Annotated in this window: 13 protein-coding genes, 1 tRNA gene and 5 pseudogenes; 9 read left to right on the top strand and 10 right to left on the bottom strand. The window is 69.4% G+C overall.

Annotation, left to right across the window (positions count from 1 at the left end; all coding sequences use genetic code 11):
• Positions 1-92: 92 nt before the first annotated feature.
• The 4 genes and pseudogenes from ACFYUZ_RS37155 to ACFYUZ_RS37140 form a co-directional block, all read right to left on the bottom strand.
• Positions 93-513: pseudogene (locus tag ACFYUZ_RS37155) on the bottom strand (IS5/IS1182 family transposase); the annotation flags it as partial.
• Positions 514-579: 66 nt separating this feature from the next.
• Positions 580-1,368 (bottom strand): hypothetical protein, encoded by a 789-nt coding sequence (locus tag ACFYUZ_RS37150; RefSeq protein WP_389316964.1) that lies wholly within the window; start codon positions 1,366-1,368, stop codon positions 580-582.
• A gap of 140 nt (positions 1,369-1,508) precedes the next feature.
• Positions 1,509-1,718 carry a hypothetical protein gene (locus ACFYUZ_RS37145; RefSeq protein ID WP_389317065.1) on the bottom strand — a complete coding sequence of 70 codons (210 nt, stop codon included), beginning with the start codon at positions 1,716-1,718 and terminating at the stop codon, positions 1,509-1,511.
• Entirely contained in the window at positions 1,715-2,293 is a 579-nt protein-coding gene (locus ACFYUZ_RS37140; protein ID WP_389316961.1) for a TetR/AcrR family transcriptional regulator, read from the bottom strand. The genes ACFYUZ_RS37145 and ACFYUZ_RS37140 overlap by 4 nt, the downstream gene beginning before the upstream one ends.
• A 385-nt stretch (positions 2,294-2,678) precedes the next feature.
• Between ACFYUZ_RS37140 and ACFYUZ_RS37135 the strand changes: the two genes are divergently transcribed.
• From ACFYUZ_RS37135 to ACFYUZ_RS37120, 4 genes are all read left to right on the top strand, one after another.
• Complete coding sequence (locus ACFYUZ_RS37135) at positions 2,679-3,329, top strand: CatB-related O-acetyltransferase (RefSeq protein ID WP_389316958.1); 651 nt, start codon at positions 2,679-2,681, stop codon at positions 3,327-3,329.
• A 50-nt stretch (positions 3,330-3,379) separates the two neighbouring features.
• The gene (locus ACFYUZ_RS37130; RefSeq protein WP_389316955.1) at positions 3,380-4,657 is read left to right on the top strand and encodes an erythromycin esterase family protein; all 1,278 of its coding nucleotides are present in this window, start codon (positions 3,380-3,382) and stop codon (positions 4,655-4,657) included.
• Positions 4,654-5,067 (top strand): VOC family protein, encoded by a 414-nt coding sequence (locus tag ACFYUZ_RS37125; RefSeq protein ID WP_389316952.1) that lies wholly within the window; start codon positions 4,654-4,656, stop codon positions 5,065-5,067. Before ACFYUZ_RS37130 ends, ACFYUZ_RS37125 begins: the two co-directional genes overlap by 4 nt.
• Positions 5,068-5,796: 729 nt before the next feature.
• Positions 5,797-6,135, top strand: coding sequence for a hypothetical protein (locus tag ACFYUZ_RS37120; RefSeq protein WP_389316949.1), 339 nt, complete (start codon positions 5,797-5,799; stop codon positions 6,133-6,135).
• 431 nt (positions 6,136-6,566) lie between these two features.
• On the opposite strand, the gene ACFYUZ_RS37115 is transcribed toward ACFYUZ_RS37120, so the two are convergent.
• Positions 6,567-7,061: a DUF3237 domain-containing protein gene (locus ACFYUZ_RS37115; protein ID WP_389316946.1), complete on the bottom strand. Its 495-nt coding sequence runs from the start codon at positions 7,059-7,061 to the stop codon at positions 6,567-6,569.
• A 561-nt stretch (positions 7,062-7,622) separates the two neighbouring features.
• Here ACFYUZ_RS37115 and ACFYUZ_RS37110 point away from each other — a divergent pair.
• Positions 7,623-8,186, top strand: a complete 564-nt coding sequence (locus ACFYUZ_RS37110; protein ID WP_389316943.1) for a hypothetical protein — start codon at positions 7,623-7,625, stop codon at positions 8,184-8,186.
• Positions 8,187-8,585: 399 nt separating this feature from the next.
• Complete coding sequence (locus ACFYUZ_RS37105; RefSeq protein ID WP_389317063.1) at positions 8,586-8,729, top strand: hypothetical protein; 144 nt, start codon at positions 8,586-8,588, stop codon at positions 8,727-8,729.
• 16 nt (positions 8,730-8,745) lie between these two features.
• Here ACFYUZ_RS37105 and ACFYUZ_RS37100 read toward each other — a convergent pair.
• Positions 8,746-9,566 (bottom strand): annotated as a pseudogene (locus ACFYUZ_RS37100) (IS5 family transposase); the annotation flags it as partial.
• An 87-nt stretch (positions 9,567-9,653) separates the two neighbouring features.
• Between ACFYUZ_RS37100 and ACFYUZ_RS37095 the strand changes: the two are divergent.
• Positions 9,654-10,424, top strand: a complete 771-nt coding sequence (locus tag ACFYUZ_RS37095) for a class I SAM-dependent methyltransferase (RefSeq protein ID WP_389316940.1) — start codon at positions 9,654-9,656, stop codon at positions 10,422-10,424.
• 28 nt (positions 10,425-10,452) lie between these two features.
• Here ACFYUZ_RS37095 and ACFYUZ_RS37090 read toward each other — a convergent pair.
• Positions 10,453-10,566 (bottom strand): annotated as a pseudogene (locus ACFYUZ_RS37090) (IS5/IS1182 family transposase); the annotation flags it as partial.
• 416 nt (positions 10,567-10,982) lie between these two features.
• Positions 10,983-11,640, bottom strand: a pseudogene (locus ACFYUZ_RS37085) (AraC family transcriptional regulator); the annotation flags it as partial.
• A 54-nt stretch (positions 11,641-11,694) separates the two neighbouring features.
• On the opposite strand from ACFYUZ_RS37085, the pseudogene ACFYUZ_RS37080 reads away from it, so the two are divergent.
• Positions 11,695-12,610: pseudogene (locus ACFYUZ_RS37080) on the top strand (MFS transporter); the annotation flags it as partial.
• A 900-nt stretch (positions 12,611-13,510) separates the two neighbouring features.
• Here the strand turns inward: ACFYUZ_RS37080 and ACFYUZ_RS37075 are convergent.
• Positions 13,511-13,630, bottom strand: a tRNA-Gly gene (locus tag ACFYUZ_RS37075).
• A gap of 265 nt (positions 13,631-13,895) precedes the next feature.
• The gene (locus ACFYUZ_RS37070) at positions 13,896-14,687 is read right to left on the bottom strand and encodes a hypothetical protein (protein WP_389316937.1); all 792 of its coding nucleotides are present in this window, start codon (positions 14,685-14,687) and stop codon (positions 13,896-13,898) included.
• Between the two features lie 228 nt (positions 14,688-14,915).
• Between ACFYUZ_RS37070 and ACFYUZ_RS37065 the strand changes: the two genes are divergently transcribed.
• Positions 14,916-15,179 carry a hypothetical protein gene (locus tag ACFYUZ_RS37065; RefSeq protein ID WP_389316934.1) on the top strand — a complete coding sequence of 88 codons (264 nt, stop codon included), beginning with the start codon at positions 14,916-14,918 and terminating at the stop codon, positions 15,177-15,179.
• The last annotated feature ends 70 nt before the right edge of the window (positions 15,180-15,249 follow it).

Here is a 15,249-nt window from a genome sequence, read left to right as displayed (position 1 = left end):
ACAACCGGGCAACGCCGCAGAAGCCCTGAAAGTGCGCCACGAGACGGCAAACCACCTGAACGCGGGAAAACTCCAAGGAGACAGGTCTCCTAGACCATCTCCGGCGCGGTCCTGGTCCGGGCGATCGGTCGAGGCACCCGCAAGCGGGCCATGACCTCGGGGAACGCGGGTGCGCCGCCGGCCTGGTCGGGTGTGACGACGAACGCAAACGGGCGGCAGCGGCTGTCCGCAGCGAGGTGGATCTTGGTGGTCGGCCCGCCGCGGGACCGGCCGAGGGCATGGTCGACCGGCTCCGCCCGCCGGGGCCCTTCTGACGGGCCCCAGCGGCGTGCTGATGGACACGGACGACGGTGGGATCGACCGTGACGGCCCAGTCTCGCCTTCGGCGTCGGCCTGAGCGAGCAGAGCGGTGGAGACCTTCTTCCCAGTCCCGTCGGCGGCCCATTTCCTCGGCTGGTGATCCCGCCACCGCCCACCCCGCTTCAGCGTCCTGTCCGGCGGCAACGGCTCAATGCGTGCCCCCTGGGCGTCAGCCCACGACGCACAGCACCCAAGATCGGATGATCCGAAGAAAACGGTTCAGCCCCGGGCCTGCTCGGCCGCGGCGATCTCGACCGCCGTCGCCGTCGCCCGCCGACCCGCCTGGACCTGCTGGAGTCGCTTGATCGTGGCGGCCAGCACGTCATGGGCGTCCGTGGGATCCCCGCCCGCGTCCTCGACGCGGACTCGGGCGATGACCGTGCCGGACCGGCTGTAGCCGTAGACCGTCCCGCTCGATCCGCTGTGCGCGAGGAAGACCGATTCCTCTCCGACCGAAGTGCGCACCTTGACGGGAGCCGATTCGTCCCTGTCGGGCCACCGGTCGTACGCGGCCTTCGCGTGGGCGGCGGTGTCGAACTGGCAAACGTCCAGGTCGATCCCACGCGAGAGGGTCGATCCCTGGTAGTCGTAGTCGCCGCTGCCCGCTCGCTGCCAACCGGCCGGCGCGGGAGCCTTCAGAGGAGCACAGTCATCGGGCTCCCCGGGCATGCTCTTGTGCAGGCTGCCGGGGTAGTAGCCGGGGACCACGTCCTCGGCGTCGGGAATCGCCTGGGTGAGCTCACCCCGGTCGAGCTGTCTGGTCAGCGGCACGTCGGTGTCGTCCTTGAAAGGCTGCGGCTCGCCCTTTCCGCTCGCGGACGGCGCTGCGGCGGGTGGCGGTGCCCCCTCCGAAGCCTTGTCCGCCGAGCATGCGGAAAGCGTCAGGCACGTCAGAAGAGCTGCGGTTATGGTGATGTGACTGCGTGTCATGTGATCAACATAGCCCGGCCTGCGGTCGCCGGACGGCCGGAGCCCGGGGTCGTCGCTTTCGATCTCGCCGAGCGGCACGAGCCCGGCAAGGTCCGAAAGGGATGCCGTAGGTCGGGTGGGGGAGCCCGATTGCTGAGGTCCGTACAAGGTGTGCCGTCACGGAGCATCACGAAGACAACGTCGGCCCGACGTCGAGCGAGACGGAGCAGAGCCCAAGATCACGTACCACCGGGCGCATCCGAGGCGTGAAGGACGCCCCGGGCGGTGATGGCCTCACGAAGACGTGCAGCCGTGTCGGCTGCCTCCTCCAGGTCGCGGACGACATGCTCGACGAGCTCATGCGGGACATCGAGCGTGGCAGGTTCCGGAACCAGCAGGGCCCTTCTGAAAGCGCTCGGTGAACTGGCGGCGAAAGCCGTCTTGTTCACGGCCGTGGCCCCATCCCGGTGAAGAGTGCGTCGAGAATTCGGTCGACGTATTCGTGGGTCAGTGGTTCCTGTGTCACCAGCAGGCGGAAGTAGAGCGGGCCGGAGAGGATCGCCATGGCCAGGTCCAGGTCGAAGTCGGGTGACAGTTGTCCCTGGTCTCGTGCTGTCTTCAGGCGTGTGACGGTCCTGTCCGCCTGCGGAGCGATGAAGCGCTCATTGAGCGCGCCGGCTACGGCGGGGTCGTGCTGGGCCTCGCCGACCAGTGCCTGGAAGAGGGGGCTGAACGGTGCTCCGGCCAGGAGGTCGACGGCCTCGTAGATCTGCTTGCGCAGGTCTGCGATGACATCGCCCGTGTCGGGGTAGGCCAGGGCCGACTCGCTGAGCGACAGCAGCGAGTCGAGCAGCAGGGCGCCCTTGGAGGGCCACCGGCGGTAGATGGTGTGCTTGCCGACACCGGCTCGGGCGGCGATCGCTTCGATGCTGAGCTTGGCGTAGCCGAGTTCCTGCCCCAGTTCCAGCGTGGTTCGCATGATGGCTTCGGTCAGGTCGGGGCCGCGACGTCGGGCAGTGGTCATGTCCCCACCATAGCGGCACGGCACGTGCCGTTCTTGACAGGGTTCCATGACCCCGGCACGCTTCTGCCATAACGGCACGGCACGTGCCGTACCTTTGAAGGGGTAGGTACATGGGCGTCGACGTGGCCGAGGGGACGCGGAGCCGGCAAGCCTGAGGCCGGCCGACGAACCGCACTCCGGCGACATGCATCCGCTGTTCCTGGAGCGGCAACAGCGGCCGCGCGATACACCGCGGGTGAACGGACCGGGCGGGCAGAACCTGGAACTGCCGCGCCGCCGGGGGCCTTCCCCGCCTGCTCCGGACACCCGCGGGAGAAGGGGCGACCGCACCACCAGCCGGCCGCCGACCACGTACCGACCACTCACACAGACGAGGAAGCCCGCCATGCCCGTACCCGCCGACCCCACCACCCTGCATCCCATGCCCGATCAGCCGCGGGTGGTGCTGCTCAAGCCGTTGGTCACGTCCCCACTGATCGAAGTCGGGGAGTACTCCTACTACGACGACCCCGACGACGCCACCGCGTTCGAGACCCGCAACGTGCTGTACCACTACGGACCGGAGAGGCTGGTCATCGGCAGGTTCTGCGCGCTGGGCACGGGAGTGCGGTTCATCATGAACGGCGCCAACCACCGCATGGACGGCCCCTCGACCTTTCCCTTCCCCATCATGGGCGGCTCCTGGGCCGACCACTTCGACCTGCTCACCGATCTGCCCAACCACGGGGACACCGTCGTCGGCAACGATGTCTGGTTCGGCCACGGCGTGACCGTCATGCCCGGCGTACGCATCGGACACGGCGCGATCATCGCCAGCGGCTCCGTGGTCACCAAGGACGTCCCCGACTACGGCATCGTCGGCGGCAACCCCGCCCACCTCGTCCGCACCCGCTACAGCGACGTGGACATCGCCCGGCTGCTCGCGCTGGCCTGGTGGGACTGGCCCGCGGAGCACATCACCGAGCACGTACGGACCCTCATGTCCGGCAGCGTCGACCAACTGCAGAACGCCGCACCCACTCTCCCTCTCCCCTGACCGCCCACATGCCCACGCCCTCACCATTCCCCTTCGCGGAAGAGCCCAGCATGTCCACCCCCACCCACCGAATCCCCTTCACCGACTGGCTCCACGGCCATGCCACCCCGCTCAGCCACCTCGACCCGGCAGCACCCCTGGACGACCTGGAACCACTGCGCGACATCCTTGACGGCGTCCGTGTGGTCGCTCTCGGCGAGCACTCCCACTTCATCGACGAGTTCGCCGCGATGCGCCGGCGGATCCTGCGATTCCTCGTCGAACGCTGCGGCTTCACCGTCCTGGCCTTCGAGTACGGCTTCTGCGAAGCCATCCCCCTCGACGCCTGGGCCCAGGGCCGGGGGACGGACGACGACCTCTCCGCGCTCCTGGCGGCAGCGGTCCCCATCGGACTCCAGGAGCCGGCACGCTTCATCCGCCGGCACAACCACACGGCCAAGGAACCGGTCCGCTTCGCAGGGATCGACATCCCGGCGGCCGGCGGGTCACTGCTCCCCGCCCTGGTCCCTGTCGCCGACTACCTCCGCCGGATCGACCCGGAAGCCCTGCCGACGGTCCAGAGCGCGATCACGATCGCCGCATCCTTCGCCGGTGACTCCGCAGCCGTGGCCGCGCCGTCGTGGGCACGCCTGGCCACCACCGACCAGGACGCCCTCAGCGCGCTCCTGGCACGACTGCTCATCCGATTCCGTTCCCTGAAGCCGTTGTACCTCTCCCGGGGAGACCGGCACGGCTACGACACCGCCCTGCGCTGCCTGGAGGCCGCCTGCCACGGCGACTACACCTTTCGCGCCATGGCCGCCCTCTTCGCCGGAGACGGTCTCACCGCCGACACCTCTGCCCGCGACTTCTACATGGCCGAATCGCTTCTGTGGCACCTGAACCGACTCGAACCCGCGGCCCGTGTCGTACTGATGGCCCACAACGCCCACATCCAGAAGACACCGATCGCCTTCGACGGCCGCCTCACGGGGCTCCCCATGGGGCAGCACCTGGACGACGCCCTCGGTGACACGTACTTCGCCCTCGGTCTGACAAGCCTCACAGGGCACACGGCCGAGATGCACCGCGATGAGCGGGCTCCCTTCGGGTTCAGCATTCACGACACCCCGCTGGAACCACCCGTGCCCGGAAGCATCGAAGCGGCCTTCGCCGACACCGGCCTCGGACTCGCCGTCGCCGATCTCCGTCAGGCCCGAGCGGAGAACCTCAGCGGCCCCGACCGCATCCGGATGCAGAGCGTCCACCTGCACACCCCTGTCCTCGACGCGTTCGACGGCATCCTGAGCATCCCCGCCTCCACGATCACCGACTTGGAGAAGCCATGACCAGCAGGTTCACCGAATTGGTCGTCGATTGCCACGATCCGGAGCGGCTTGCCGCCTTCTGGTGCGCGGTCCTGGACTTCACCGTGCTCGACCGGAGCGAGGGAAAAGTCGAGATCGGCTCCTGGGAGCCGACCGTGGAGGCTGTCCGGGCCTGTCAGATGCCTCCCACAGTGGTGTTCATTCAGGTGCCCGAGGGGAAAACCGTGAAGAACCGACTCCACCTCGACGTCAGCCCCATCGATGCCGACACCGACAACGAGGTCGCCAGGCTGCTCGGCCTCGGCGCCACCAAGGTGGACGTGGGCCAGGGCCCCGACCGGAGCTGGGTGGTCCTGGCCGACCCTGAGGGCAACGAGTTCGACGTCCTGCGCACCCTGGCACCGAACACGTACGTCACACCGCCTGCTTAGCCGGAATCCGGTGCAGGGCCGGACCACCCAAGGCCCTCACCCGTCCGAGCGATCTCGACATCGTGCCGGCCCTGGACACATGAAAGGTCCTGCACGGTGCCTTGGTCGTGGTGGTCTGGCTCCTCGACCACGAAAAGATCACCATCCCCGCCGGCGCCCTGGGGGTCATGCTCGTGATCATGTCCTCCCTCGGCGCCAAGACAGAGGAACGGTTCCGCAGGGAAGACCCGTGCCCGGAGCCGACCGACGGTGACGGGGGCGAGGATCGGCTGTCCGGCTCGGACCGGCGCTCCTCGCGGGCACACGATCGAGACAGCCGCCGTCCGCGGACACCCCCCGAGTCGTGGACGGCGGCGACGACCGGTGCGCACGCCGGCATGCGCACCGTAAGCGGTTCACGAGTGACTGGCTGCGGCCCGCGCGACGTACGCCGAGGAGTACGCCAAGACCGCGGCCGCTACGACGACCACCTGCGCGCGGCCGGTGCGCGGGTCACCGATCCGGAGACCGTCGCGGCGGTGCTGCTCGGAGGCACCCTGGGCCTCCACATTCAGCACCGGCCGGCCATGGTGAGGGTGGCAAGCGGGAAGGCCCGGTCCTGCTCGCCCACGCCGCAGGTGTCTTCGTGCCCGCCGAACCCGCCGACGGCCCGCGGAGGCCGTCCTGTGGCCTTGACGGGCGGCCCGGCCCCGGCCCACTATGGCGGCCCGTGCGCGGAGGGGGGACACCGTGGCCGAGACGCCGGAGCGTCGTCTTCTCGATTTCCATGAGGTGCGCAAGCTCTTTCCCAGGAAGACCTCGTACGACGCCCTGGAGAAGGCGCTGCGCCCGTACCGGGTCACGGGCAAGGGCGGATGGCAGGGCACGGAGAACGTGGACAAGTACCCGGCCGAGGTGGTCCACGAGCTGGCCTCGAAGGTCCGTGCGGGCACCGCGGCCATCCCGCCGCTGACCCGCGCCGAGCGCAGAGATCTCCGGATCCGGCAGTGGCGCACCCTCCTCCTGCTCCTGCTGGCGAACGCCGTCCTTTTCGCCCTGCTCCTCCTGACCATGGTGGTCTTGGGGTAAAGGGGGCTGCAGGAGGTCGTGTCCGGTCAGGTCAGGGCCGGTTTGTGGCTGGTCTGCTCATGTGGTGAGGGCGAGGCTGTGCGTGTGGGCGACGGCCTGGATGGCGTGGGGGAGGCCGTTGTCGCACCGGCGGCAGTCGCGGAGGGTCTGTAGCGCTTCATGTGGGCGAAGGCGCGCTCGACCCGGAGCCTGGGCCTTGTGATGCTCGGCGTTGTCCTCCTCGCCCGGCAGCAGTGCCCTTCCCGGGCGTTTGCGTGCGGTAGGAGACGGCCACCAGAAGCCCCCGCTCCGCCGGCGGAAGGCGCCACGGCCGACCGCCCCCGGCCCGTTTCCGCCCCGTTCACGGACGACCTTCGCCGGCCGTTGGATCGGCGGCTGCTCCAGCTCGGCGTGCCCGGCAGGCTTTCCTTTGCGGCTTGTCGTGACGGCGGTCAGGCCACGGAGTAGAAGCGGATGGCGACTTCGGAGTCGTCGCCGCGGGCGAGGCCGACGAAGACGGTGCGGGCGAGCCAGAGATGGGAGGGGGCGTCGGTGCGGAAGACGGGGGAGGTCCGGTAGTACACGCCGGTCTCGGACACCTGCAGGGCGCCGTCGTACTGGGCGGGGGCGGTGGGGTCGTCCTCGTGGTAGTAACCGCGGTTGGTGATGTCGATGACCGCGCCGTCATCGGCTTGAAGGAGGTATCGGGCATCGAGCTGGTAGACCCCGCGGCGTCTGTCGCACCAGTCGCCGCCGCCGGCCAGGACAGTGCCGCGCAGGCGGGGGCCCTCGACGGTGCCGCCGGTGATGGGGACGTACTCGGTGACTTCGCCGGCACCGTGCCCGATGTGCAGGGAGGGCGCGAGGAAGACACGGACCTCGAAGGCGAAGTCGAGGGCGGGGGTGAAGACCGGCCCGACGACGGTCTGCGACTCTGGGGCAATCACGGCACTCCGTAAGGCTGCTGGGCTGGCGGGGCGGTATGGCAGATCCTAGACAAGCCATGGCCAGCCCGGTCAACAGCGTTGACATAGCGAAGCTCTGCGCCGTTGCGGCTCAGCGGCCGCCGGCCCCACAGGGCAGAACCCCAGACCTCTCCGTCTTGAACCAGTGCTCTGGACCGCGTCGTTGCCGTGGAACGCGAGTGCCTCCTCAACCACACGCCCATCCACCTCCAGGGCGTGCAGGTCGGGGTCGCCCGGCGTGACCGCGCGCTACGGGATCCGTGCGCGACGAGATCAGCGCGCGAACGATGCCACCGCCTTCGTTGTCCGCCTCGCCTACAAGGCCGGAGAGCGCGCCGCACGAACGGGCTCGGCCGGGCCTGGTCCGACTTCCGTCACGGCCGCCGAGGCTCGCCGTCTGTCGGCCGACGGCCACGTCCGTGCCTGCGGGGTGTGCCGGGCCGCTTCCGAACTCGGCATGCTCCACTGACGACCCGATCGGTCGTGCGGCGAGCATCCGTCCATGCCGGCCTCCCTCCAGACTCCAAGGACGCCTTCTTTCCCGTGTGCGGGAGCGAGCAGGCGGCCTCTGCGGCGCCCATCACGGATGGCGGACCGGCCGGAAGCATTCCGCCGGGTGCCGGCAGTCTGCCTGCGGGCTGGTCGCTGAAGCCCGCCTTCCCCACCGTCGAGCCATGCCCGGCACCAGCACCGTGTGGAGGCCTCGTCTTCGACGTGCGCGCCGAGTACGACACCGACGCCGCTGACGGGGTGCAGGTCATCGTCAAGATGTATTCCAGCGCCGATGCGGCGATCGCCGGCTTCGCCGAGGCGAAGAAGGACCTTCTGGACGGTGAAGAGCCCCGTACGGAGATCGCCCTGCCGGTCGCCGGAGCCGACACCTCGGCCGGTTACACCTGGCAGCTCCGGTCCCAGGACGGCACCGAGGTGAGCAACTCGTGGGCGGAGTCGGCGGTCCTCGCCGGAACGGCTGTGATCGAGATCCGCATGTCCAAGGATCCGGGTGAGCCCAGCATCGCTGTGCTTACCGCCCTCCACACGACCATCGCGGCGCGCGCCCGTGAGGCGCAGGGCGGAAAAACCCCCACGGCCCCCTTCGTCCTCTGACATGGCCGTGCTCGTCACTCGCGCCCGCGGCTGCCACACCGGCCGTGTCCGTGCGTGCGAGGTGGACTCCGAGCTCGGGGTCCTCGAGTGACCACCTGCGAGACCCGCCCGTAGCCGTGCGGTGGACCGGCCCGTACAACACCACGCGTGCGGGCCGGTTTTCATCCTGCCCGGCCCTTCGCGGCCGGGGGAGGCCGCGGGTCCCGATGGAGTGGCCAGTCTTCCGCTCTCGTTCCGCATCTTCGGGACTGTCACAGGAATCCAAAAAGACAAGGAGCAGGAGCGCGAGCGGCAGGCCGGACTTGCCTCGTCGTCTCCATCAGAGGCGCCCACCGCGCGCACGCCGATCGATTGGGCGTACGAGGGGCTGTCTGTACGGACGGAACTCTCTCCTCCTCCGTGGGCAAGCAGGGCGAGAAGTGGATGACACGGCTTCTTCGCGAGCGTCAGGTACCACCGGAGAAGGAGACCGCCCAGGCGGAGGGCTTCCTGACCGGGCCAGGGTCCATGGAGGATTTTGAGCTGTTCTTCTACGACGGCTGATAGTCATCCCGCTCGGTCGGCCTCGCGCCCAGAGGAGGACGGCGGCGAAGTGCAGTGCGGCCTGGGACGCGACGGCGAGCTTGTCCGTCCGCATGGCCAGACCACGCCACTGCTCGGGCCGGTTGATGCATCGTTCGACGCCTTGCGCTGCTTGTACGTCTCGGCGTCGAAAGCAGGCGGCCGACCGCCTGCGCGGCCTCGTCACAGACGACGTCCCACCTGGTCGGACGGCTGGGGAATGACGGCACGGATCCCGCGCCGCCGGAGACGCCACCGGATCGCGCGGGACGCATACGCGCGGTCCGCGAGGACGGCATCCGGTCGGCCCCTTGGCCTTCCCGGCCCGGTCAGCGGATGCCTGTCATCACGGCTTCGCACACTGGTGGTCGTCAGCCCGGCCTGCGGTGACGTGGAGCGCCAGAGGTCGAGCGTGACTGTCGCCGGCCAGGTGGACCTTCGTGCTCGAGCTGCCGCGGGAGCGTCCGAGCGCCTGGCCGTCGGGTTCGGCCCGGTCCGGCATCCCCTTTTCCTGGCCCCGGCGGCATGCTGGTGGGCCCGGCAGACGGCGGAGTCCACCGACACGGTCCAGCCGATGGTGTCGCCGTCGTCGACTGCGGCCAGGACTGCGATGAGGAACCCTTCTCAGGTTCCGTCGACTGCCCACCGGATCAACCGTTTGTGAGCGGTCTGGAGCGAGCCGGGTTCGTCCGGCAGGTCCCGCCAGGGCGAACAGGTTCGATACTTCCACGCGATGGCCTCAAGGATCCTGCGATGGTCGGCCCATCGCAGATCGCGGACCGAACCGGCCGGCATCAGCGGCGCGATCCGGCCCCACATCGCATCAGTGATCACCAGCGAGGACGTTCGCGCCGATCACCAGGGCGACCAGCGCCTCCGGGGAATCCGGCACGGTAATCTCCGGTCATGTCTGAGACATCAGTGGCGCACTTCTATGACGAACTGGCCGACGACTACCATCTGATCTACTCAGACTGGGACGCGAGCGTCCGTCGGCAGGGGGACGCCCTGGACGCACTGATCGACCAGGATCTCGCGGTGCTCGACTGTTCCTGCGGCATCGGCACCCAGGCCATCGGCCTGGCGTTGCGCGGGCACCGGGTCACCGGGACCGACATCAGCCCCCGTGCCGCCGCGCGCGCCGCTCGGGAGGCCGCCCGCCGGAGCCTGAGCCTGTGCACGGCCGCCGCCGACATGCGGCGCCTCCCGTTTTCCGATGGCCGGTTCGACGCTGTCGTCTGCGCCGACAACTCGCTGCCTCACCTGCTGACAGAGCAGGATGTGAACGCCGCCCTGTCTGAGATGCGCCGAGTCCTGCGCCCCGGCGGCCGGCTGCTGATCAGCACACGGCCCTATGACGACCTGCTGCGCGATCGCCCCGCTTCGACGCCTCCGCAAGTCCACAGGTTCGCCGAAGCCGACGGAGGAGAGCGCACCGTCACCTTCCAGCTCTGGCACTGGCACGACGACGGCGAGCACTACGACCTGGAGCACTTCCAGCTCCTTCCGGCGGGCGGAGAATGGCGCGTCCAGGTCCGCCGGACCACCTACTGGGCACTTGGCGGGGACCGGCTGGCCGGCCTCGCAGCCGAGGCCGGGTTCGTCGACCCTCAGTGGCGGATGCCCCAGGAGACGGGTTTCTTCCAGCCGCTGCTTGTGGCCCGCGCCGGCGAGTAGGTGATTCCACCACTCGGCGCGGGACGCCGGGTGCGTCCTGCGGACCGCCGCCCTGCGGCCGTACCTTCGACGGCGGGATCAGCGGCTTTGCGCTCTCTCACAGCCCGCCCGGAACGATCCGACCCTCCACGCCCCGCCCCATGACGACCTCAACGTCCGCCTCGCTCCATGGGACATAGGACACGGTCTCAAGGAGCCGTTGGCGATGGCCGAACTCTCTGAGCGGGTCGGCCATCGCCTGGCTTCATGTTCCGTGGGCGCTCGGGGCCTGGGCGAAACCGATGATCTCCTTGAGGCCAGGGGTGTAGCCGTTGGAGGTGTCGACAAGGAGGCACGGCAGGCCGAGGGAGAGGTCGACGAAGCTGTCGGGAACGTATGTGCCCGCCGCGATCTCCTTCAGGAGCCTGTGATCGTGTCGAAGAACGCGTCGCGGGCAGGGAGGTTGAGGTGGTCGGCCCCGTCCGGTGATGGGCCGGCGTCGAGGACCATGCCCTGCTTGATCTCGTCGCGGATGACCGCCGGGCAGCCGAGGCGCTCTGCGAGGAGGCGGGCGAGCGAGGTGCTGGCGGATGACCAGCCGCAGCGGTGGGCGACTGCGGTGACGGGGTTGCCGTCGGCCAGGAGGACCAAGGCGTGGTGGAGTCTGATCTGGGTCCGCCACTGGGGGTAGGTGAGGCCGAGGTCGTCGCGGAGACGGCGGGAGAGGGTGCGGGCGCCGGCGCCGATCTGGCGTCCGAGGTCGTCGAGGGCACGGTTGTCGGCCGGGGCCGCGCGCAGGATGTCGTGCGGTTCGCGGAGCAGGGGGGTCGGTGGGGGCCGGCAGGTGCAGGGGCTGCTCGGGGGAGACGGCGAGCTGGTCGAGCATGACGGCGCGCAGGCGCAGGTGGGGCGGGTTGTCGTTGTCGGGGTCGCGGGTGTGGGCGACGATGAGTTCGCGCAGGAGGGGGCTGACGGCGAGGACGGCGGGTTCGTCCAGGCCGACGAGGTGCAGGTCGAGTTCGCCGTGGGCCTGGTGCTGGTGGACGGCGCCGGCGGGGATCCACAGCGCGCGGCTGGCGGGGGCGACCCAGGAACCCGCGTCGGTGGTCACCGCGATGGTGCCGCGGCTGGCGTAGACGATCTGGTGGTCGTCGTGGCGGTGCGCGTCGATCCCACCGCCGGAAGCCAGTCGCTGGGTCCGGGGCGGCGCAACGGATTCGTGGCGGATTTTCTGCATCCCCTGTCAACCTGTCGAAAGCGCGACGGCGTCGGGTTCTCCAGCATGGGAGGGGTGCGAAGGAATACCTCGATCCCTCTGCTGGCCGTGGGGCACGCCTGTGTCGACATCTACCAGGGCGCTGTTGCGGCTCTCATCCCGTTTTTCGTGGCCGAACGGGACTACACCGATGCGGTCGCCTCCGGCGTCGTGCTGGCCGCTTCCCTGCTCTCTTCAGTGGCCCAGCCGGTGTTCGGCCCGCTCACCGACCGGTGGGCCATGCCGTGGCTGCTACCGGTCAGCACCCTGCTGGGCGGAACGGGCATCGCACTCAGCGGTCTGAGCGGCTCCTACGGGCTCACGCTGTTCTTCGCCGCGATCTCCGCATCGGCGTGGCCGCCTACCACCCACACTCCGCAGCGTCGACGACGTCGCCTCGTTCCTGAGACTGTCCCTTGCGGTCGTCTTCCGCTCCGCCGTCTTCACCGGCCTGAGCACCTTCATCTCCCTCTACGCCCAGCAGCGCGCGCAAGGCAGCACCGACGCAGGGACCATCGCCCTGTTCCTGGGCGGCGCGGTCGGCTCGCTCCTCGGCGGATCCCTGGCCCACCGCTACGACCGCGTCCGCGTCTCCCGCTGGTCCTGCCTGCTCTCCATCGCCGCCGTCACCGGCGTGATCTACACACCCGGCCCGGCCCTGTACCTCTTCGTGGCCCTCACCTCTGCCGGCCTGTACGTCCCCTTCTCCCTCCAGGTCCCCCTCGGCCAGGACTACCTGCCCTCCCGCATCGGCACCGCCAGCGGTGTCATCCTCGGCCTCACCGTCAGCATCGGCGGCCTCATCAGCCCTCTCCTGGGACACCTTGCCGACACCACCGACCTCCACACAGCCCTCATCCCCCTGATCGCCCTGAGTTGGCTCCTCTTCCGCACCCTGTCCGAGCCCACCGCCCCCGGTAACCGGACCGCCACACCCACGCCCGCAGCCGCACCCACGACAAGACGCGTAGACCCACGCCGACCAGACCGACGGGAGGGGACGGCTATGGCACGCGCCCGAACCCTACGGCTCGTAGCAGACCGTCCACGAGCGCTTCACCCGCTGGGAGACGGACGGCACCTGGGTGAAGCTGCTCGAACGCGTCGGAATACGCGAAGACGCAGCCGGCACGGTGAAGTGGACGGTGTCGGTGGGCTGCACCATCGCCCGCGCGCACCAGAACGCCTCCGGGGCCTGCGGGGAGAAGACGGCAGTGGGGGACGAACCGAACCATCCGGTACGCGAGGTAGGCGACGACCAGGTGCTCGGCCGGTCCCGGGGCGGACCGACCACGAAGGTCCACCTCGTCTGCGACGGCCGAGACCTCCCGTCTGGCCCTCGTCGTCACACCCGGTGACTCCGCCCACCTGTCCAAGGCCCTTTGTCAGACACGCCCTGAACCCATGGGGGCTGCGGAGGGCTTTACAGGCAGACCAGATCGGGGCCCTGGGCCTGGCGCTGAACGCGTTCGCGCTCCTCAACACCAGGTACGTGGACGTCGCCGCCACCCAGCTCCGCGCCGACGGCTTCGACAACAGGGTGGTCCGCGTCCAGGAGACGGGCGGTGGCCGGACCGCCCTCCCCGCCACCGGCCCGACCGCGCCGACGGGTCTCGCCTTCCCGTCGACAGGGGCAGCGCGTGGCACGTTGTCGGCTCCGTGCCACGGAGCATTCCCGTCGATCATGTCCGGAGCCAGATCGTGAGAGCTGCCGCAGCGGCCGTGCCGAGGCAGACGTAGCGGCGCTTGTCGTAGCGGGCGGCTTCGTTCGCGAGAGCCGGTTCTGGCACGACTTCTGTGGACCTGGCGCGAGGCGGCAGGTCCGTGCGCCGTACTCCGTCCTGGTCGGCTGCGGTGCCGACGGGATTTGAACCCGCGAGACAGATGGGAGCAGGTCCGCCCCGTCTCCGTCAGTCGCCGTGGGAGGGACCTCGCCCACGGCGATCGCAATGGACCGCTCTGCCACGGCACCGCAACCTGCGGAAATGCGCGCACTCCCGCTCTGACCAAGCGTAGAGACACCGTCCTCTGCGGGCGAATCTTTATCCGGTCGCCGGCAACCATCGCCCCGGGGCCACAGAAGTTGCGCCAGAACCGGTTCTCGCGAACGAAGCTACCTGTTGCTGACCGGCAGGAAGGGCCGCAGCCGTTCCCACTCGACATCTGCCAGATCGCCCCGCCTCGTGCCCACATCAACGACCCGGTCATGAAAGGTCACATGAGCGGCCGGACAGGTCCTAGGTGTGGCCGATGGCTGTGAGGATCGTGCCGTTGTGGAAGCGTCCGTAGACGGGAGTGCCTCCCGGCCACATAGGGTGGCGGCCGAACGGAACCCTCGTCGGCCCCGTCGTCGCGCGCAGGTCGGCCAGGAGCGCCCCCTGGGGCAGCTGGGAGCCGACGTGCGCGAGTACGGGATCACCCGAGGCGCATGCTGCTTCGATGGTGACGGGCTGTGTGGTCGCGGGTCCGGCCGTGCGCGCCAGGGCGGCAGGCGAGTCCTCGTCGAACTCGTCGTCGGCATCGGCGAAGTCTCCGGAGAACCAGTTGAGGAACGCGGTGGAGAAGCCGTCGAAGTGCTCTGCGTCCCGTGCGGCGTGCTCCACCAGCTCGCCCACGGTCACCAGCCACTGCTGGAGCGAGGGGGCGACCAGCTCGGCGCCGTGGCTTTCCCAGAACTTGAACACCGGACCCCACGCACCTGTCGCGGGATCGATGTCCACGTAGTAGGTCTCCGCGTACGCATTGGTGTGGACCACGCGGAACGAACCGGGTTCGCCGCACCGCCACGCGGCCCCACCGCTGACAGCCCCTGAGGGGTACGAGGCCCCGAAATCGCCGTGGCCGCCGACGTGAAGCGCTCCGACCCGGCGACAGACCTCCCGGACCGGCTCGGGCACCGCAACACCCCAGCCGTCCATCTCCTCGTCATCCACCCCGTCACCCAGGCGTACGCTCTCCTCGGCGTCCGACGCCTCCCGCAAGGCTTGCACCACGTCCTGCCACGAGGGGATTTCACTGCTCCACGTCATGGGCGAAGCTTCACATACCGCACTGACACTCGTGGGCTTCTGGACTCGGCTCGGGCACCCGGACACCGGCACGCTGTCGTCCGCGGTCCGGGCGTTGAACCACTTGGCGAGACCGAGCACGCTCACCCCTGTGGGGGAGCCCTATGGAAGCGGGATCTCACGTTCGGCGGTCCGCCGGTCGTCCTCGGCTGGTGCGGCGCCCCGGGCGGGGCGGTCACGGACCGCACCTTGACCTCGGTACGTCCTGGATTCACCGGTTCGACAGAATCACGCCGAGCGACGTGGCATACCGGTTCCTGGGCCCGCCGGAGCCGCTGTGGCGGCCGCGATGCGGCGGGCCTCGGCCGTGACCTCGGCATCGACCTGGTGCAGAGTTCTGTTGCCGTATTCGAGGATGTCGTATTCGTCGTCGAGCTCGGCGAGCCGTTCGGTCAGAGGCAGCTCATGTCCGTAGCGCCGGTGAATCCGGACAGTGAGCCGTTTTCATCCTGAATAGCCGCAGGTCATCAGCGTGTGGACGGCCTGAACGATGGTGCTGATGCGGCGGGTGGAGCATCTGGCT

The organism is Streptomyces sp. NPDC004266 (assembly GCF_042874095.1).
In the GTDB taxonomy this organism is placed as follows: domain Bacteria; phylum Actinomycetota; class Actinomycetes; order Streptomycetales; family Streptomycetaceae; genus Streptomyces.
The sequence above is the reverse complement of the archived record's forward strand: the minus strand, read 5'-3'. Positions and strand labels throughout refer to the sequence as shown.

What these genes read in the sequence shown, in the direction of transcription:
- ACFYUZ_RS37095 (WP_389316940.1), top strand. Translation starts at nt 9,654, where the DNA reads ATGTCTGAGACATCAGTGGCGCACTTCTATGACGAACTGGCCGACGAC.
- ACFYUZ_RS37130 (WP_389316955.1), top strand. Translation starts at nt 3,380, where the DNA reads ATGTCCACCCCCACCCACCGAATCCCCTTCACCGACTGGCTCCACGGC.
- ACFYUZ_RS37070 (WP_389316937.1), bottom strand. Translation starts at nt 14,687, where the DNA reads ATGACGTGGAGCAGTGAAATCCCCTCGTGGCAGGACGTGGTGCAAGCC.
- ACFYUZ_RS37135 (WP_389316958.1), top strand. Translation starts at nt 2,679, where the DNA reads ATGCCCGTACCCGCCGACCCCACCACCCTGCATCCCATGCCCGATCAG.
- ACFYUZ_RS37140 (WP_389316961.1), bottom strand. Translation starts at nt 2,293, where the DNA reads ATGACCACTGCCCGACGTCGCGGCCCCGACCTGACCGAAGCCATCATG.
- ACFYUZ_RS37125 (WP_389316952.1), top strand. Translation starts at nt 4,654, where the DNA reads ATGACCAGCAGGTTCACCGAATTGGTCGTCGATTGCCACGATCCGGAG.